General features: G+C 37.6%; 17 protein-coding genes. 14 read left to right on the top strand and 3 right to left on the bottom strand.

Annotation, left to right across the window (positions count from 1 at the left end; all coding sequences use genetic code 11):
- Positions 1-31: 31 nt before the first annotated feature.
- Positions 32-199: a hypothetical protein gene (locus tag P3T75_RS08955; RefSeq protein ID WP_206903904.1), complete on the top strand. Its 168-nt coding sequence runs from the start codon at positions 32-34 to the stop codon at positions 197-199.
- Positions 200-267: 68 nt separating this feature from the next.
- On the opposite strand, the gene P3T75_RS08950 is transcribed toward P3T75_RS08955, so the two are convergent.
- Positions 268-873 (bottom strand): TetR/AcrR family transcriptional regulator, encoded by a 606-nt coding sequence (locus P3T75_RS08950; protein ID WP_230708877.1) that lies wholly within the window; start codon positions 871-873, stop codon positions 268-270.
- A 173-nt stretch (positions 874-1,046) separates the two neighbouring features.
- Here P3T75_RS08950 and P3T75_RS08945 point away from each other — a divergent pair, with 173 nt between their 5' ends.
- The gene (locus P3T75_RS08945) at positions 1,047-5,291 is read left to right on the top strand and encodes a 2-hydroxyacyl-CoA dehydratase (protein ID WP_282461381.1); all 4,245 of its coding nucleotides are present in this window, start codon (positions 1,047-1,049) and stop codon (positions 5,289-5,291) included.
- 215 nt (positions 5,292-5,506) lie between these two features.
- Entirely contained in the window at positions 5,507-6,214 is a 708-nt protein-coding gene (locus tag P3T75_RS08940) for a GntR family transcriptional regulator (RefSeq protein WP_206903907.1), read from the top strand.
- A 69-nt stretch (positions 6,215-6,283) separates the two neighbouring features.
- Here P3T75_RS08940 and P3T75_RS08935 read toward each other — a convergent pair whose 3' ends face one another.
- Positions 6,284-6,919: a YigZ family protein gene (locus P3T75_RS08935; protein ID WP_282461380.1), complete on the bottom strand. Its 636-nt coding sequence runs from the start codon at positions 6,917-6,919 to the stop codon at positions 6,284-6,286.
- A gap of 118 nt (positions 6,920-7,037) precedes the next feature.
- Here P3T75_RS08935 and P3T75_RS08930 point away from each other — a divergent pair, with 118 nt between their 5' ends.
- From P3T75_RS08930 to hpf, 5 genes are all read left to right on the top strand, one after another.
- The gene (locus tag P3T75_RS08930; RefSeq protein WP_282461379.1) at positions 7,038-7,325 is read left to right on the top strand and encodes a DUF7662 domain-containing protein; all 288 of its coding nucleotides are present in this window, start codon (positions 7,038-7,040) and stop codon (positions 7,323-7,325) included.
- A gap of 82 nt (positions 7,326-7,407) precedes the next feature.
- Positions 7,408-7,731, top strand: coding sequence for a PTS sugar transporter subunit IIB (locus P3T75_RS08925; RefSeq protein WP_230708872.1), 324 nt, complete (start codon positions 7,408-7,410; stop codon positions 7,729-7,731).
- 89 nt (positions 7,732-7,820) lie between these two features.
- Positions 7,821-9,131: a DEAD/DEAH box helicase gene (locus P3T75_RS08920; protein ID WP_282461378.1), complete on the top strand. Its 1,311-nt coding sequence runs from the start codon at positions 7,821-7,823 to the stop codon at positions 9,129-9,131.
- Entirely contained in the window at positions 9,121-9,801 is a 681-nt protein-coding gene (locus tag P3T75_RS08915; RefSeq protein ID WP_282461377.1) for a ComF family protein, read from the top strand. Before P3T75_RS08920 ends, P3T75_RS08915 begins: the two co-directional genes overlap by 11 nt.
- 158 nt (positions 9,802-9,959) lie before the next feature.
- Complete coding sequence (gene hpf, locus P3T75_RS08910; RefSeq protein WP_206903160.1) at positions 9,960-10,514, top strand: ribosome hibernation-promoting factor, HPF/YfiA family; 555 nt, start codon at positions 9,960-9,962, stop codon at positions 10,512-10,514.
- Between the two features lie 95 nt (positions 10,515-10,609).
- Here hpf and P3T75_RS08905 read toward each other — a convergent pair whose 3' ends face one another.
- Entirely contained in the window at positions 10,610-11,107 is a 498-nt protein-coding gene (locus P3T75_RS08905) for a hypothetical protein (RefSeq protein WP_206903159.1), read from the bottom strand.
- A gap of 320 nt (positions 11,108-11,427) precedes the next feature.
- Between P3T75_RS08905 and secA the strand changes: the two genes are divergently transcribed.
- The 6 genes from secA (at position 11,428) to P3T75_RS08875 (ending at position 19,816) form a co-directional block, all read left to right on the top strand.
- Positions 11,428-13,932 (top strand): preprotein translocase subunit SecA, encoded by a 2,505-nt coding sequence (secA, locus tag P3T75_RS08900; protein ID WP_282462589.1) that lies wholly within the window; start codon positions 11,428-11,430, stop codon positions 13,930-13,932.
- Between the two features lie 133 nt (positions 13,933-14,065).
- Positions 14,066-15,179 (top strand): peptide chain release factor 2 gene (gene prfB / locus P3T75_RS08895; RefSeq protein ID WP_282461376.1). Its coding sequence is split into 2 segments (ribosomal slippage): positions 14,066-14,137 and positions 14,139-15,179, totalling 1,113 coding nucleotides; the frame shifts between segments, so codons are not numbered across the junction.
- Between the two features lie 102 nt (positions 15,180-15,281).
- A complete protein-coding gene (ftsE, locus tag P3T75_RS08890; protein WP_206903157.1) occupies positions 15,282-15,968 on the top strand; it encodes a cell division ATP-binding protein FtsE in 687 nt (228 codons plus the stop codon).
- A complete protein-coding gene (ftsX, locus tag P3T75_RS08885) occupies positions 15,961-16,845 on the top strand; it encodes a permease-like cell division protein FtsX (protein ID WP_206903156.1) in 885 nt (294 codons plus the stop codon). Before ftsE ends, ftsX begins: the two co-directional genes overlap by 8 nt.
- Before the next feature lie 219 nt (positions 16,846-17,064).
- Complete coding sequence (cls, locus tag P3T75_RS08880) at positions 17,065-18,465, top strand: cardiolipin synthase (RefSeq protein ID WP_230709007.1); 1,401 nt, start codon at positions 17,065-17,067, stop codon at positions 18,463-18,465.
- A gap of 496 nt (positions 18,466-18,961) precedes the next feature.
- Complete coding sequence (locus P3T75_RS08875; protein ID WP_282461375.1) at positions 18,962-19,816, top strand: phosphate ABC transporter substrate-binding protein PstS; 855 nt, start codon at positions 18,962-18,964, stop codon at positions 19,814-19,816.
- The last annotated feature ends 88 nt before the right edge of the window (positions 19,817-19,904 follow it).

The raw sequence follows: 19,904 nt of genomic DNA, 5'->3' as shown, positions 1-19,904 counted from the left end.
ATGAAAATAGGTATAAGTAGGAGGAGTTCATATGAAAATCAAAGAAAAAATTGCTGAAACTGTAACTGAAACAGCTGAAAAAGTTCGTTATATGTTAAAAAATGATGATTACTTTATCAACGTTTCTAAAAAGGGACTAGACGTAAAAAAAGCACGTCCAACCAAGCACACAATTAAATGGCGGGCTAAAAACTATTAAAAAAATGAAAAGTATCTGATTAAAAAAGGCTCTGGCGAAAAAGTTGTAAAAATTTTCTCCAGAGCCTTTTATTTCTCAATTTCAATACCTAAAACAGTTAAATGGCCGTTACCAACTAGTTTAATAACCAATTTGGCCAGATGTTCTGGTGTCATTTGTGAATCTGTTGTTAGCCACCAATGTAAAGTGCCGATAAAAATGGAGGTCATATATTCGATAATAAAGTCCATGGGCACTTCAATTTCATTTTCGGTAATTTTTAAACGGTTAAAGACGTCGGCATATTGTTCATTTAATATGTCGGCAATTTTTTTACGTAAAATTTCATTTGCCGAAGCGTCCATAATCGTCAGATAGAATTTGCGATTTTCATGGATATTCCGATAAATTTTAGTCATAACGACTTCGATTTGTTTGACTTTAATCCGATTGCCTTTTACCAATTCGGCAGGATTTAAAACTGAGGTAAAGGCGGTTAGCGCATAATCGAAAATTGTTTCGTACAGGTCTTGCTTGTCTTTGTAGTGGGCATAAAAAGTCGCACGGTTGATCATTGCCTGATCGGCAATATCTTGTACGGTAACTTGTTCATACCCATTTTTTTCCACCAAATGAATAAACGCTTCAATAATCATTTTATTTGTGCGTTTAACGCGTAAGTCAGTTTTTTTCATTGAAATTTCCTTTCTAGATAAGCAACAAAAAACGTAAGTTTGTTGCTTATGTCACAAACTGCTTTTGTTTGTGTATTGTCAAAAAGTGAGCAAGAATTTAAAATAGACATGAGTATTATATCAGACGGGTTGTAAGTTAATCAACAAGCTGTTGTATAAAAAGGGTGATACATATGAAATTAAAAGCAGGTATTGATGTCGGTTCTACGACGGTTAAATTAGTCATTTTAAATGAAAAAAATGAAACAATTTTCGCAAAATACGAACGTCACTTTTCGGATGTGAAAAAAGCGACAAATAAAATTTTGTCTGAAGGTCAAGCAGTAATCAAAGATACTCCCGTATCTTTACAAATTACCGGTTCTGGTGGGATGGGTCTGGCAGAAGTTTTAGAAATTCCCTTCGTGCAAGAAGTAATTGCTTGTACCAAAACGGTTGAAACAATTATCCCTCAAACAGATGTCGTCATTGAATTAGGTGGTGAGGATGCTAAAATCACCTTTTTTGAAGGGGCATTAGAGCAACGCATGAATGGTAGTTGTGCCGGTGGTACCGGTGCTTTTATCGATCAGATGGCGGTACTTTTAAAAACGGATGCCAATGGGGTTAATGAATTGGCAAAAAATTATCAAACAATTTATCCTATTGCTTCTCGGTGTGGTGTCTTTGCTAAAACCGATGTTCAGCCTTTAATTAATGAAGGCGCTGATAAAGCAGATATTGCAGCGAGTATTTTTCAAGCAGTGGTTAATCAGACAATTGCAGGCCTTGCAGCAGGACGAAAAATCAAAGGGAAAGTTGCCTTTTTAGGTGGTCCTTTGTATTTTATGTCTGAACTAAGAAAACGGTTTGTTGAGACGTTAAATATCGCCCCAGAAGATATTGTTTTTCCTGAAAATCCACAACTATTTGTGGCGATGGGGGCAGCTTTGTTTGCTAAAGAAGGTGAGGCTACCACGTTAGCAAATTTATTGGACCGCTTAGAAAATGGACAACAAGACCAATTAAAGCCTACCGATACATTACAACCCTTATTTAGTAGTGATGCGGAGTTAACAGAATTTAGAACACGTCACGGCCAAGCAACAGCAGAAGAAAAAGATTTGACTACACATCAAGGCGCAGCATTTTTAGGAATCGATGCAGGTTCAACCACAACAAAAGTGGTGTTAATTGATGATGCGGGTCGGATATTATTTTCTTTTTACGGTAACAATGAAGGCCAGCCACTCGAAACAACCATGGCAGTTTTAACCGATCTTTATCAGAAAATGCCAGCTGATGTTTTTGTCGGAAAAGCAGCAGTAACAGGTTACGGAGAACATCTCATCAAAAATGCGTTGAAAGTCGATATTGGCGAAGTCGAAACCATGGCTCACTACAAAGCAGCCAATCATTTTCAACCAGGTGTAGACTTTATCTTGGATATTGGTGGCCAAGATATGAAAGCTATGACGATTAAAGATGGTGTTTTATCTTCCATTCAGTTAAATGAAGCGTGCTCATCTGGTTGCGGTTCTTTCATCGAAACGTTTGCTAAATCGCTAAATTACGATGTAAAAGATTTTGCCCTTGCAGCCACACAATCACAAGCGCCGGTAGATTTAGGTTCTCGTTGTACGGTTTTCATGAATTCAAAGGTAAAACAAGTCCAAAAAGAAGGTGCCAGTGTTGGCGATATTTCAGCAGGACTTTCTTATTCGGTCATCAAAAATGCCATTTATAAAGTAATTAAGATTCGTCGCCCTGATGAATTGGGAGAAAAAATTGTCTGCCAAGGAGGAACATTTTACAACGAAGCGGTTTTACGTGCTTTTGAAGAAATTTCTGGGCGTCAAGTTGTCAGACCTTCTATTGCAGGGTTAATGGGTGCTTATGGTGCCGCATTAATCGCATTAGAAAATTATGATATTGCTGAAGAAAGCACGATTTTAGATGCCGAAGAATTAGCGACGTTTACTGCTGAAAAAGAATTCACCCATTGCAATTTGTGTGAAAATAAATGTCAATTAACGGTCACGATTTTTTCTGATGGACGTCAATTTATAACAGGAAATCGCTGTGAACGCGGAGCAAAAATCAAAATTAAAAAAGAAGATCGTCGCGTCAATTTAATAGATTATAAATACAAACGTCTTTTCAAATACCGTCCATTGCGGAAAAAAGATGCGCTAAGAGGTGTGGTGGGGATTCCTCGAGTCTTGAATATGTATGAAAATTATCCTCTATGGCATACGTTATTTACAGATTTAGGTTTTAGAGTCCAACTTTCACCCCGATCAAATAAAGCGTTGTATGAACAAGGAATGGAAACGATTCCAAGTGATACCGCTTGTTATCCAGCTAAAATTACTCACGGTCATATTCAAGCTTTGATTGACAAAGAAGTACCACTGATTTTTTACCCTGGTGTGGTTTTTGAACGGCAAGAAAGTCCAGAAGCAGACAATCATTTTAATTGTCCCATTGTGCAAAGTTATCCCGATGTTATTCGCAACAATGTTGATGATATTCGCGAAGGTAAAGTTGATTACCGCAATCCTTTCTTGAACTTAGCAAATGAGGCTGCGGTAATTGAGGTCTTGAGCAAAACCTTTGCAGATTTGGGGATCACAAAAGAAGAAATGGCTGCTGCTGTTCACCATGGTTTTGCAGAATTGGAAAACTTTAAACAAGACATTCGCAATAAAGGTGAAGAAACTTTGGCCATGTTACAAGCCAAAGGAGAACGTGGTATCGTTATTTCTGGCCGTCCGTATCATTTGGATCCTGAAATTAATCATGGTATCAGTGAAGTTATTACCCAAGAAGGTTTCCATGTTTTAACCGAAGATAGTATTTCTCATCTAAGTGATGTTGGTAATTTGCGCGTGGTAAATCAATGGGTTTATCATTCCCGCCTCTACGCGGCAGCACGTGTGGTGGCAAAATCTAAAAATCTTGAATTAGTGCAATTGAATTCCTTTGGCTGTGGTTTGGATGCGGTGACAACTGACCAAGTCGAAGAAATCATGGACCAGTATGGGAAAATTTATACGGTGCTAAAAATTGATGAAGGCTCGAATTTAGGTGCGATTCGGATTCGCTTGCGTTCATTAAAAGCAGCAGTGAAGGAACGGGATAAACAAGACTTCACGCCAACAAAACGCTACGATGAGCCAGAAAAAATCGTCTTTACTAAAGATATGCGTAAAAAACATACTTTACTATTGCCGATGCTTAGTCCGATCCATCAAGATGGACTAGTTGATGAAGCCTTAAAAGCTTCGGGGTATAATGTGGTTTGTTTACCTGCAGAAGATAAAGATGCTGTAAATGTTGGCTTGAAATACGTGAATAACGATGCATGTTACCCTGCCATTATCTCAATTGGTCAATTAGTGGAGGCATTAGAAAGTGGTGCTTACGATTTAAACAATACTAGTGTGATGATGACACAAACTGGTGGGGGATGTCGTGCGACAAATTATATTCCGCTCTTACGCAAAGCTTTAAATGATGCTGGCTTCCCACAAGTGCCAGTCGTTTCAGTGTCGATGGGAAATAAAGGAGTCGAATCAAATCCAGGTTTCAAATTTACCCTGCCGATGTTAAAACGAATTGTAGTTGCCTTTTTATATGGTGATTTATTTGAACGGGTGGTTTATCGCACTCGTCCTTACGAACTTAAAAAAGGTCAAATTGATCAAATGCACGCAGATTGGTTGAAAAAAGTAGCTAAAAATGTACGCAATGGTTCATTGACCCAGTTTAATCGCAATATGAAAAAAATTATCGCTGATTTTGATACTGTCCCTTTGTCTGATGCCGTGAAACCCAAAGTCGGTGTAGTTGGGGAAATCTTAGTGAAATATTCACCAACGGCCAATAATGATATTGTGCGCTTACTAGAAGCAGAAGGGGCTGAAGCCGTAGTTCCAGATATTATTGGTTTTATGAATTATTCTTTATACAATCAAATTTGGAAGTATGAGAATTTGGGAATGGCCAAAAAAGGGAAAGTTTTAGCTGAATTTGGGATTCGTTTAATCGAAATGGTTGAACGTCCGATGGATAAAGCACTGCGAGCTTCAGAGCGCTTTGATGGTATTCAGTCTATTTACGATTTAGCAGCAGATGCCAGCAAAGTTTTATCCATTGGAAATCACACGGGTGAGGGCTGGTTTTTAACTGGGGAAATGATTGAGTTGTTAAAAACGGGTGTTAATAATATTGTTTGTATGCAACCTTTTGGCTGTTTGCCAAACCATGTAGTTGGTAAAGGCGTTATTAAAGAATTGCGTCATCAATATCCAAAAGCTAACATCGCTGCGATTGATTATGATCCAGGTGTGTCTTTAGTAAATCAATTAAATCGAATTCGTTTAATGATGGCCACAGCCAATAAAATGTTAACAGAAGAAGAACTTTCGGTTTAAAAATGACAGTAAATATCTGTACCAAAATAAAAGTGTAAAAGTAAATAGTGAAAAAAGTCTTGGAAAGATAGCTAATTTCCAAGGCTTTTTTGTGATAAAGGAGAAGAAAAACAGCTGAAAAGTTTGCTAATTAGGTATATACCAGTTATAATGATGATACGATTTGAGTGGAAATATTACATCAAATGTGATCTTAATTGAAGGAGAAATAATGAATGTCTGATAGTTTACCAATTTATATTCAGATTCACGACCAAATCAAAACTAAAATTGAAAAAGGGGTCTGGCAAATCGGAGACCGCTTGCCATCAGAACGGGAGTTGGCTACTCAATTTAGTGTTAGTCGGATGACCTTGCGCCAAGCAATCCAAACTTTGGCAGATGAAGGGATTTTGGAAAGAAAAATCGGATCTGGAACTTATGTGGCACGACAAAAAGTCCAAGAAAAAATGACTGGCACGACTAGTTTTACTGAAATTATGCTATCTCAAGGCAGAAAGCCTTCTAGTAAAGTAGTTTCTTATTTTATGACGGCGCCAAGTTCTTCAGAAATGGAGAAATTAAAATTGGCCCCAGAAGAAGGTATTTTACGAATGGAGCGAATTCGTTATGCTGATGATGTTCCAATCTGTTTTGAAGTTGCCAGCATTCCAGAGCATTTAATTAAAGAATATAGTAAAGCCGAAATTACGACTTCTTTTTATAAAACTTTAGAAGAAAAAGGCGGTTTAAAAATTGGCGGTGCAAATCAAACGGTTTCTGCCATGTTAGCTTCAGAGCAAATTGCCGAATTTTTGAAGATTAAACGTGGGGATGCAATTTTGCGGATGCGTCAAGTTTCGTATCTAGATGACGGTGCTCCTTTTGAATATGTGAGAACCCAGTATGTTGGCAATCGATTTGAATTTTATTTAGAAAAATAAAAGCCTAAGTTTGTAGCCAAAAAGTACAGCTGTTTTTACAGCGTACTTTTTGGCATAAACGAAGGCTTTTTATGCTAGCAAAATTTCGTTATAAGTTTTTTGACCATAAAAAAACTGTACTTGACCGCTTAACAATTCAGTGATACTTGCTTCAAAGGCGGCCACACTTTCTTCATCGATTGAGCAGACAACCACTACCTCATCGGTAAAGAGTGTCTCTTTTATCGCTAGCTGGTTGTTTTCCAAGTAGTTTTGCAACTTTCCTAGTAAGGGATAAGCAATTGTTAGTGAAACTTCTTGCTGGAGTTTTCCTTCAACGATACCAATTTCATCAATTCCATGAGAAACAGCATGAGAATAAGCGCGAATTAATCCCCCCGCTCCTAATTTTGTCCCGCCAAAGTAGCGAGTAACAACCGCTGCAACGTTGATTAAATCTTTTTTGACTAACACTTCTAACATGGGGATGCCAGCAGTTCCACTAGGTTCACCATCATCATTACTACGTTTGATTTCACTTTTGTCCCCGACTACAAAAGCGCTGCAATTATGGGTAGCTTTCCAATGTTCTTTTTTTACACGTTGAATAAATAGTTTAGCTTCATCTTCTGTTTCCACTCGTTTTAATGAGCAAATAAAACGAGATTTTTTAATTTCAATTTCGGCTACCCCGTCTTTTTGAATCGTTAAATAGTGATCTATCATGAAGGTACTCCTTAGCTTGACTTTTATTTTTAGTATAAAAAAAATACCAACAAGTTGCAAATAGCTATTGGTTGCACTTTTAACCTTATTTAAGCGATAATTAGGAGAGGTGATCAGCATGGCACGAAAATATGACGTTATTACACATTATTTGAAAACAAATGGCGGGTCGCAAGTAACACTGACCTTTACTCAATTTGATGAACTATTATTTCCTGCTAGTGGTCTGCCCAAAAGTGCTCGTAAAACCAAAGAATGGTGGGCCAATGATTATCATTACCCTGAAAAAGGGGCGTATGCATGGTTAAATGCCGGCTATGAAGTCGTTTATGTTAATTTGGATAAAGAATTTAGCGTTTTTAATAAACTCGTCAAAGCCAAGTGGTTGCTGGCGGGGGACAAGTAGTAAGCGTTGACAAAAAATATTGTTATCTTATAATTGACGTAAGCCTAAGTTAAGCTTAAAGATTACATAAGGAGGAAATAAAATGGCTAAAAAAACAATTATGTTAGTTTGTTCGGCTGGGATGAGTACCAGTTTATTAGTTACAAAAATGCAAAAAGCAGCAGAAGCACAAGGTGTTGAAGCAGATGTCTTTGCGGTATCTGCCTCAGATGCGGATAATTCAATTGAAAGCAAACCCGTTGACGTTATGTTATTAGGACCACAAGTTCGCTTTATGAAAGGCGACTTTGAAAAACGCTTAGCACCAAAAGGAATTCCACTTGATGTCATCAATATGGCCGATTATGGCATGATGAATGGCGAAAATGTTTTAAAACAAGCCATGACGTTAATCGAAAATAAATAATAGTATAAAAAGGTGAACCAAACGTTAAATTTAACGTTTGGTTCACCTTTTTTTATCCTTTCTGCGTACCTATTTTTGAGGTGAAAAAAATGGAATTTTATCCTGGCTATCAGTACTTGGTAACAAAAGCAGAAGTAAGAAAAAACTCAGCACTGTCTTTTCAAAAGGCGATTACAGTTGATGGAGTTTTTTTACGTTGTCGTCGCTGCAATACTAAATTTTTAAAATCAGAAAATCAATTGCCCGATGGCCGTCATTACTGCCGTGCGTGTATGGCATTTGGTCGCGTTACTTCTAGCCATTATTTAGGTGTGCTGCCACTAGCAAACCCGAAAAAAAAGACAGTAGACTTGATTTTTTGCGGACAACTGACTGCTGCGCAGAAAAAAATCAGTCAAGGATTAGTAGAAAATTTTAAACAACAGCGAGCCAGTTTAGTTTATGCAGTCACTGGAGCCGGTAAAACCGAAATGTTATTTGACTTACTTCATTATTGTTTAGCTAAAGGCCTGAGTGTGGCATTTTGTAGTCCGCGTGTTGATGTCTGTTGTGAAATTCAGCCTCGTTTGCAAGCTGTATTTCCAAAGCTTGAAATCGGGTTGCGTCATTATGGTGCTAAACCCTATCAGCCAACTTCGCTTTTGGTTTGTACGACCCACCAATTACTCTATTTTAAAGCAGCATTTCATTTGATTGTCGTTGATGAAATTGATGCCTTTCCTTACGCTGGTGATCAGAGACTACATTTTGCTGTAAACAATGCCTTACACAAAACAGGTTCTTGTGTCTTTTTAAGTGCGACCCCTAGTGAAACTGAAATTAAAGCTGCTCAAAAGACAGGGGGGTTATTTTGTCTACCTGCACGATTTCATCGTCGCCAGTTACCTCTTCCAAAACTAATAAGAATCAAGACACAAAAATTACCACTATCCTACCGAATTAAAAAGAAGTTTTTAAGTCAAGTGATGCAATTATTACAACACAATCATTTACTCTTATTTTGCGCCACAGTACAGCAAGTGTTGGCCATGGAAAAATTTCTCAAAATGGAATTAGGCGACGTCGCTGTTGGCAGTGTGCATGCGGCAGATTGTGAGCGCCAAACAAAAGTAAAACGTATGCGACAAAATAAATTTCAAATTTTTTGCTGTTCGACTGTCATGGAACGCGGTGTGACCTTTGCCAATGTTTCTGTTTTGGTTTTTGGTGCAGATCATCTAATTTTTACCCAAGCTACCCTCTTACAGATTGCTAGAAGAGCGGATCGTAAAGGTGATTTTTCAAATAGCGAGGTTGTTTTTTATTTTACGCAAATGACAAACGCAATCAGAAAAACGCTTCAAACAACTAAAAACTTGAATCAGCAAGCAAAAAAGGCAGGGTTGCTTAATGAAATGTAGTAATTGTCAGCAAAAAATTAGCCGTAATCTTTTGATACAAGAAATCATCTTTCCTTGGTTACTTGCAAATGAAGAATTATGCGAAGACTGTCTGGCTCGCTTTCAAAAAATTGAAGCTAAGCGCGCCTGTGAAGGGTGCATGCGTCCAAATTGCGATGAACTTTGCCAAGATTGTCAAAAATGGCGAAAAATGTATCCTGACTTTGTTCTTTATCACCAAGCACTTTATCACTATAATGATGCTTTTAAAGAATGGTTGTATCGCTATAAATTTGAAGGGGATTATCCATTGTGTCACACGTTTTCTTTATCGGTAAAGCAAGCACTAAAGAGGTATCGTGACTTTATTATTGTTCCGTTGCCGTTATCGAAAGAACGTCAAAAAGAGCGTGGCTTTAATCAAGTAGAAGAACTATTGAAGGCTGCTGGGATTACTTATGAAAATATTTTAATTCGTAAACAACACGATCCTCCGCAAGCAAGTAAAAAAAGAACGGAACGGCTGGGTTTAAAACAACCTTACATTATCAAAAAAGATGTGATAATTTCAGGACGTAAATTTTTGTTAGTAGACGATGTTTATACGACAGGACGTACGCTTTACCATGGCGTAGCACTTTTATACGCCCACAATGCAAAGGCCGTTGCAACTTTTACATTGGCACGTTAAAGCCTTATGTTAGGCGTCATGAATAGATTTGAGAAATTCATGAATTTGTTAGCGTTTAACTTTGCAAATAGGTTAGAGTTCGCTATAATAATAGTAAGAAGAAGGCAAAAGAGTGGTCCTTTTACCTTCTTTAGTGGTAGACGAAAGGGGCAATTGTTATGTTTAGATACAATGTACGCGGAGAAAATATTGAAGTTACAGAAGCTATTCGCGATTATGTAGAGAAAAAAGTCGGTAAGTTGGAGCGTTACTTTACAGATGCGCCCGATGCAACGGCTCATGTGAACTTAAAGGTTTATACTGAAAAAACAGCGAAAGTGGAAGTGACAATCCCACTACCATATTTGGTATTGCGCGCAGAAGAAACTTCACCAGATTTATATGCAAGTATCGATTTGGTCGTTGATAAACTAGAACGTCAAATTCGTAAATTCAAAACAAAAATCAATCGTAAATCTCGTGAAACAGCAGTTCCTGCAGCAGAAGCAGCGGTTTTATTTAACAATGAAGCAGGTGACGATGAAACAGAAGCAGCATTAGATATCGTCCGCACCAAACGCTTATCATTAAAACCAATGGACAGTGAAGAAGCTGTTTTACAAATGAATATGTTGGGACATAACTTCTTTATTTTTGAAGATGCTGAAACCAATGGCACTAGCATCGTTTACCGCCGTAAAGATGGTAAATACGGTTTAATTGAAACAAACTAAAAAAAGATAAAAAGGTTCAAGCCGGGCGTCTTAAGTCGTCTAGCTTGAACCTTTTTTTATTTTTGCTTTTTGGGGAACTTTCGTTACTCGCTTTTTTATTCGTTATATTTTTCACTTTGAAAAATTTTGGTTAATAGCCGATTTTTCCGGGCATCATTTAAACGATAATGAACATGGTAAAGACCTGCTAAAATTAAAATACAGTCAAAGACAATCATGGAGATGAAATGCTCTTGTAAAGAAAACACAGCGAATAGTTCATGGGTCGCAACAATCCCATTTAGCACCCCAGCAATAGCGATGTAATACCAAGCTACCGCCTTGTTGAAATAACGAAAAAGTCGATCCATTTCTTTTTTGCTGCTGATATTATCCCGCAACATTTTTATGCCTCGGATTTTTTCTTTGTGAATTTTTAAAGGGGGAAAAAGCCAATACCAAGGGGATACTTTGGGATATTTATGCCCGCTTTTTTGAAATCTCTTTAGCATTTTGTTAGGTTCAGATAACTCTAAGGCTCCTTGGTACAAAGGAAAAACATAAAGTAACCAAACTCCGCAAAACGTTAAGATAGCGTAAATTTTTTCAGCCACAACAATTCACTCCTTTTGGTTTGGTTTTAGCACGTAAGCTTATTTTTGTAAAATAAGCAAAATGGGCTTTCACGAACTTTATTATAGCGTGAAATAAAAATAAATTTCACCTAAAAGCTTGATTACGAAAAATAAAAGGTTAAATATCTTCTCATATTTTGTCTTATTTCCCTTATTTAAAAAAGATAAAATAATAAATTAGAGTAAAGCTTCTTGATTCTAATGCTAAGTATTTCATTTGTTTGAACTTAATGCTAAAATATATGGGAGAGTTTCTAATTGAAACGAGAATTGATGCAAAGAAGGGGAATTATTCACTAATGGCCAACTTTATACGTAAGTTAATTGAAAATGATAAAAAAGATTTAAAACGGTTGGATAAAATTGCCAATGAGGTCGAAACGTTTGCTGAAAAAATGGCGGCATTATCCGATCTTCAGTTAAAAGAAAAAACCGATGAATTTCGCGGACGCTATCAAAAAGGTGAAACGCTAGATCAGCTATTACCAGAGGCGTTTGCAGTTGTACGTGAAGCTGCAAAACGGGTCTTGGGGCTTTATCCTTACCATGTTCAATTAATGGGGGGGATTGTTTTACACGATGGTAATATTTCTGAAATGCGAACTGGTGAAGGGAAAACATTGACTGCAACAATGCCCGTCTACCTAAACGCCCTAAGCGGCGAAGGGGTACATGTGGTAACAGTTAACGAATACTTAGCCACTCGTGACTCGCAAGAAATGGGCGAATTGTACAATTTTCTTGGGATGACGGTTGGTTTAAACATCAACTCTAAAACACCAGAGGAAAAACGGGCTGCCTATGCTTGTGATATCACGTACTCAACGAATAATGAATTAGGTTTTGACTATTTGCGAGACAATATGGTAGTTTATCGCAATCAAATGGTGCAACGACCACTAAATTATGCTGTTGTCGATGAAGTGGACTCGATTTTAGTCGATGAAGCTAGAACACCGTTGATTATTTCTGGACAAGCTGAAAAATCAACCGCACTTTATACGCGCGCTGATAACTTTGTCAAACGCTTGAAAGAAGAGGAAGATTATAAGATTGATATTCAGTCTAAGACAATTGGGTTAACAGAAGCTGGGATTGAAAAAGCTGAAGAAAACTTTGGTCTAAAAAATCTTTATGATATTGAAAATACAGCCTTAACACATCACTTAGATAATGCATTACGCGCTAATTTCATTATGATTCGCGACTTTGATTATGTGGTACAAGAAGGAAAAGTTTTAATCGTTGACCAATTTACAGGGCGGATTATGGATGGACGTCGGTATTCTGATGGCTTACACCAAGCGATTGAAGCTAAAGAAGGCGTTGAAATTGAAGATGAAACAAAAACAATGGCAACCATTACCTTCCAAAACTATTTCCGGATGTATAAAAAATTAGCCGGGATGACAGGTACAGCCAAAACCGAAGAAGAAGAATTCCGGGAAATCTACAACATGCAAGTTATCCAAATTCCAACTAACCAACCGGTAATTCGTGATGATCGAGCTGATTTGCTTTATCCAACGCTACATTCTAAATTCGATGCAGTTGTTAAAGACATTAAAGAACGTTACCGTAAGGGACAACCTGTATTAGTTGGTACCGTTGCCGTTGAAACATCAGAATTGTTATCTAACATGTTAGATAAAGAAAAAGTTCCCCATGAAGTCTTGAACGCTAAGAACCACTTTAAAGAAGCGGAAATTATTTTAAATGCCGGACAAAAAGGTGCCGTCACAATTGCAACCAACATGGCTGGTCGTGGTACGGATATTAAATTAGGTTTAGGTGTGGCAGAATTAGGCGGTTTAGCTGTTGTCGGTACTGAACGCCATGAATCACGCCGGATTGATAACCAATTACGTGGCCGTTCAGGTCGTCAAGGGGATCCAGGGGTTTCACAATTTTATTTATCCCTTGAAGATGATTTGATGAAACGTTTTGGTTCTGAACGAATTAAGGCCTTTATGGAACGTATGAATTTGGATGAAGAAGATCAAGTTATTCAAAGTAAAATGTTGACTAAACAAGTGGAATCAGCACAAAAACGGGTTGAAGGTAATAACTACGATACTCGTAAAAATGTCTTGCAATATGACGATGTAATGCGGGAACAACGTGAAGTTATTTACGGTCAACGACAAGAAGTAATTATGGAAGAAAAGGATTTGTCACAAACGCTAATGAACATGGTGAAACGTACGATTAGCCGTGTCGTAGATGCGCATACTCAAGTTGAAGATAAGAGTCAATGGAATTTAGCTGGGATTGTTGATTTTGCAGGTAACGCCATTGTTCACGAAGATAGTATCGCAGTGGCTGATCTGGAAAATAAATCACCCGAAGAAATGAAAACTTTCTTAATGGAGAAAGCACAAGCTATTTTTGATCAAAAGAAAGAGCAATTAAATAGTCAAGAACAATTATTGGAGTTTGAAAAAGTTGTTATCTTGCGGGTAGTTGACTCTAAATGGACAGACCATATCGATGCGATGGATCAATTGCGTCAATCAATTGGCCTGCGGGCTTACGGACAAAACAATCCACTCGTAGAATATCAAACTGAAGGCTATACGATGTTTGAAGATATGGTGGGGGCAATTGAATACGAAGTGACACGTCTGTTTATGAAGGCTGAGATTCGTCAAAATGTGCAACGAGAGCAAGTTGCACAAGGTCAAGCGGAACAAGAAGAAGTAAAACCGCAAAAACCACAACAAGTTAAAAAAGTTGGACGTAACGATCCATGTCCTTGCGGCAGCGGTAAAAAGTATAAAAATTGCCACGGCAAAAACGCATAGTTAAAATCATTCATAGACTAAGGCTGGTACGCGACTTGTACCAGCCTTATCTTTTGGTTATGATAGAACCATAAAAATATCTCTACTATAAAAAGAAAAAGCAAAAAGCTGTTTTTAACAGGAGGAATCTTCAATGGAATTAAGTGAGATGAAACAACAGTTAAGTACCATGAAAGACCAAATTCAATCATTTAGGAGGTCTCTTTGACTTAGACGAGTTGGAAGAGGCGATTGCTCAAGCTGAACATCAAATGGCTGAGCCAGGTTTTTGGGATAATACAAAAAAAGCGCAAAAAGTTATTAATGAAAATAATGCTAATAAAGCAACTTATGATCAGTTTAATCAATTAGCAGCAGAAGAAGAAGAATTAGCGGTAATGGTAGAAATGTTAGAAGAAGAAGACGATTCAGAAATGAACGCAGAACTGGCAACCAGATTACCTGCGCTAAAAGAAAAATTACAAACTTATGAACTTTCTTTACTATTAGATGAACCTTATGATCATAATAATGCCATTTTAGAACTACACCCTGGTGCTGGCGGGACAGAATCCCAAGACTGGGGAAGTATGCTTTTAAGAATGTACACCCGCTGGGCAGAAAAGCATGGTTATCAGGTAGAGACATTGGATTACCAAGCCGGTGATGAAGCAGGAATTAAAAGTGTAACCTTGTTAATTAAAGGCCATAATGCTTTTGGTTATTTAAAATCAGAGCGTGGCGTACATCGCCTAGTTCGGATTTCACCTTTTGACTCAAATGCAAGACGACATACTTCTTTTTGTTCGGTGGATGTAATGCCGGAATTAGATGATACGATTGATATCGCAATTAATCCCGATGATTTAAAAATTGACACGTATCGGGCTAGCGGTGCTGGTGGACAGCATATCAATAAAACTGAATCTGCTGTACGTATTACCCATATTCCAACAGGTGTTGTAGTGGCTAGTCAAGCGCAACGTTCCCAGTTAAAAAATAGAGAACAAGCAATGGGCATGTTAAAAGCAAAATTGTATCAACTAGAAGTTGAGAAAAAAGAACAAGAAGCAGCTGCATTAAGAGGCGAACAATTAGAAATTGGCTGGGGTTCGCAAATTCGTTCTTATGTTTTTCATCCTTATTCAATGGTTAAAGATCACCGTAATAATTACGAAACCGGAAATGTCACAGCTGTAATGGATGGTGATTTGGATGGTTTCATTGATGCCTTCTTGAAAATGAAACTACGTCAAGGTGAGGATTAATTTTCTTTTAAATGAAATCAAAATGTAAACTTGTGAAAGATTACTGCAATATTGACATGTTATAATGAGCGGGTATGAAAAAAATGAGATGGAGAGATAGCCATGATTGAAATGAAGGATGTAATGAAGAAGTACTCCAACGGTACGACTGCCATCCGTAATATCACTATCGATATTGATCAAGGTGAATTTGTCTATGTGGTCGGACCTTCCGGCGCTGGGAAATCAACCTTTATTAAATTGATGTATCGGGAAGAAAAAGCTACCAAGGGCGTTTTAAACGTTGCTGGTTATGATTTATTAAACATCAAAAACAAAGAAGTTCCTTTGTTGCGCCGAGAAATCGGAGTAGTTTTCCAAGATTATAAATTATTGCCAAAAAAAACAGTCTATGAAAATGTTGCCTATGCAATGCAAGTAATTGGACGTAAGCCACGAGATATCAAAAAACGGGTAATGGAAGTTTTGGATTTAGTTGGTTTAAAACATAAAGTCCGTGTTTTCCCAAGTGAGTTATCTGGTGGGGAACAACAACGGGTTTCCATCGCGCGGGCAATTGTGAATACACCTAAAGTATTAATCGCCGATGAACCAACTGGTAACTTGGATCCAGAAAATTCATGGGAAATTATGAAACTATTGGATCGGATTAATGGACAAGGAACGACAATTGTAATGGCTACCCATAATAGTACAATTGTAAATACGATTAGACATCGGGTTATTGCAATTGAAAATGGACGCATTATTCGTGACCAAGCGGAAGGAGAATACGGCTACGATGATTAGAACTTTTTTCCGCCACTTATTGGAAAGTATTAAAAGCTTAAAACGTAACGGCTGGATGACAATTGCTTCTGTCAGTGCGGTTACCATTACACTGACCTTAGTTGGTGTCTTTATGGGTGTTATTATGAATGCTACGAAATTGGCACAAGATATTGAAAAAAATGTGGACGTTTCTGTCTTTGTTGATATTGGAACCAAACAACCTGATATGGATAAATTAAAAACCGAACTAGAAGGATTGGATCATGTTAAAGGGGTACATTTTTCTAGTAAAGCTGATGAATTGAAAAAAATTCAAGACGCGATGGGGGATGCGTGGCAACAATTTGAAGGGGATAGTAATCCGCTTTATGATGTTTATGTTGTGAGTGCAGAAAATCCTAAATATACAAAGACAATTTCAAAAGAAGCTGGAAATTTAAGCAATGTTTTCCGGGCAGATTATGGTGGTACCAACTCAGATCGAATCTTTAAAATTGCCGATGCAATTAAAACATGGGGCTTGGCTGCAGCAGTCTTGCTAGTTTTTGTCGCAATGTTCTTAATTTCCAATACGATTCGAATTACCATTTTATCCCGTCAAAGAGAAATTCAAATTATGCGTCTAGTAGGCGCAAAAAACGGTTATATCCGTTGGCCATTCTTTTTAGAAGGTGGTTGGATTGGCTTACTTGGTTCAGTCGTACCCGTATTGATTATGGTATTTGGTTACAATCAAGTTTACCGTTGGGTTAACCCGTCTTTATTACGTTCAAACTATAGTTTATTAGCACCGGACACTTTTACTTGGCAAATTTGTCTTTTAATGGTGGTTGTCGGTGTGGTTATTGGTTCAATTGGTTCGGTGATGTCTATGCGCCGTTTCCTAAAAGTTTAAAAACTCTTTACGACCGGTTTTTAGCCGGTCGTTTTTTTTTGACCATAAGGCAAGTATAAAATTTTCAGATAAGGTATAAAAATCAGTTGTATTGTGTTGTTCTTTACTTTGTTTGCTAAGTCCGCTATCCTTTATAAGGAGAATTCAAATGAAGTAAGGAGAAAAAAGGTGTTGGATTATCTTACCCAAAACATATCGACTATTTTAGTAATCGCCAATATGCTTTTGTCTTTTATTATCATTTTTCGAGAACGAAAACAAACAGCGCAAACATGGGCATGGCTTTTGGTTTTGATGTTTATTCCCGTGTTAGGTTTCATTTTGTATATTTTCTTTGGGCGGGGAATTTCCAAAGAGAAAATCTTTGACTTGAAAATGCAAGGAAAAGTTGGGATGAATGTTGAAATTGAGGAGCAGCGACAAGCCTTAATGCGGAATTTATTTCCCCATCCTAATACTGCGCAAGTGGATGTTAAGCAAATTGTTTATATGCTCACTGTTTTTGAACGGTCCTTATATACAACAACGAATGATGTACAATTGTTTACCGATGGCCGGCAGAAATTTGATCGTTTGATTCAAGATATCGATGCGGCTAAAAATCATATTCATATGCAATACTACATTTATCGAAGTGATAATCTCGGCGTAGAAGTTCGAGATGCACTAACGAGGGCAGCCAAAAGAGGAGTAAAAGTAAGAGTTTTGTTGGATGCATGGGGGTCTACCCAAGTCAGCTTGAATTTTTTTAGTGAGTTAAAAGAAGTCGGAGGCGAGGTCTCTTTATTCTTTCCTCTTTTTGTCCCCTACATCAATCCCCGTATTAATTACCGAAATCACCGCAAAATTGTGGTGATAGATGGAACGATCGGCTATACAGGTGGCTTTAATGTGGGAGATGAATATTTAGGAATTGTAGAGAAATTTGGCTATTGGCGGGATAATCATTTGCGCATCTTTGGTCCAGCGGTCTATTCTTTGCAAAACCGATTTTTAATGGATTGGAACTCACAACATAAAAATGAAGTGTTATTTGCAGAAGATTATTTTCCTGTAGTTGAAGCCAGTGGAAACGTGCCAATTCAAATTATTACCAGTGGCCCTGACTCAGAATATGAGCAAATCAAAATGACATATTTGAAAATGATTGGTATGGCAAAAAAAGAAATTCTCATTCAAACACCGTATTATATTCCCGACGAATCTATTCACGAAGCCTTAAAATTAGCGTTGTTATCTGGGGTTCATGTGCAAATTCAAATTCCCAATAAACCAGATCATCCCCTCGTGTATTGGGCAACTTATTCTTTTGCTGCGGAATTATTGGAATATGGGGCGGTGATTGAAACTTATGAAAATGGTTTTATGCACGCTAAAACAATGATTATTGATGCTGGGATTGTTTCCGTTGGGTCAGCCAATATTGATGTGCGTTCTTTTCGACTGGATTTTGAAGTGAACGCTTTATTATATGATGAGAAAATGGCGGCTAAAGTACGACAGGCTTTCTATAATGATTCCTTAAAATCCAAGCTTGTGACAAAAGAATTGTACAACAAACGAAGCGTGATAGTGAAATTTAAAGAAGGTTTGGCACGCTTGATTTCCCCCTTGCTATAAAAAAGCTGAGGAATCATTTAGCCTTGAGCCGTAAAACCAGGATTTGCTGGAATTTTTTTCATTGGCGCAATTTTTGATTTATGGCTCAGGGAGTTAGTTAGAAAAGCTGGACAGGGCTAAAGCAGCCAACCAATTTTTTCTTGTAAAAATTTATCCTTTGTTTCTAGATAAAAAAAGACCGGCAGTCGGCCAGTCTTTGCTTTCATTTCACTGCATATGGGGAGAATGCTGTTGAAATGGTGAAAAGTGAAGTTAATCTTGATTTGGGGTATTTCTTATTTTGGGGAAGTAAGAAAGAATCAATTATCAAATGACACTTTTCACAAAATAGTATAGCATAGTAAAAAATAACTGGGTAGTATTTTTGTAACCCTTGCCAAGGGCAGCTAAAAATTTTTCATTTAAATGGCTGTCACTTAATGTTAAAATAATGACTATCGATAAAAGACTTGAATACGTAATGTAAATTACAAGGATGAAAGACAAGGAGCAGATGATGAAAAAAGCATTATTATTTGTAGCATCTTGTAGCCTATTATTGGCTCTGACGGGTTGTGCAAAATGGATTGATCGTGGTGAGTCAATTACCGCCGTAGGATCATCGGCGTTACAACCTTTAGTGGAAACGGTCGCCGAAGAATATCAAAATAAATATCCAGGTAAATTTGTAAACGTTCAAGGGGGCGGCAGCGGGACTGGTTTAAGCCAAGTACAATCAGGTGCCGTTGAAATTGGAAATTCGGATTTATTCGCTGAAGAAAAATCCGGCATTAAAGCTAAAGATTTAGTTGACCACAAAGTTGCAGTGGTGGGAATTACACCGATTGTAAATAAAGGTGTGGGTGTTGATGCGTTGACGATGACGCAATTGCGGGATATCTTTTTAGGGAAAATTACCAATTGGCAAGAAGTTGGCGGTAAAAATCAAAAGATTGTCATTTTAAACCGAGCTGCTGGTAGTGGCACGCGGGGAACTTTTGAAAAGTGGGTGTTGGATAGAAAAACTGCTATTCGCGCTCAAGAACAAGACTCTAGCGGAATGGTACGTCAAATTGTTGCAGATACTCCGGGGGCAATTAGCTATGTGGCCTTTTCTTATGTAACAAAAGATGTGGCGACTATAAAAATTGACGGTATCACACCAACTGATGAAAATGTTACAACCAATGATTGGAAAATTTGGGCCTATGAACACATGTATACAAAAGGAAAACCAACCAAGTTAACCGAGGACTTTTTAGCTTATATTTTATCAGATGATGTCCAAAAAAATATTGTCGGAAAATTAGGCTATCTTCCTGTTTCAGGTATGAAAGTTGAACGAGACTGGGAAGGTAATGTGATTAATTAAGGAGTTTTTACAAAACACTTTGTCTATGAGACAAGGTGTTTTTTTTATAGGGATAGGATAACATTTTCCTAAGAATAAATCGCTTTAC

It is taken from the genome of Enterococcus montenegrensis (assembly GCF_029983095.1).
GTDB classification, from domain to species: Bacteria; Bacillota; Bacilli; order Lactobacillales; family Enterococcaceae; genus Enterococcus_C; species Enterococcus_C montenegrensis.
The sequence above is the reverse complement of the archived record's forward strand: the minus strand, read 5'-3'. Positions and strand labels throughout refer to the sequence as shown.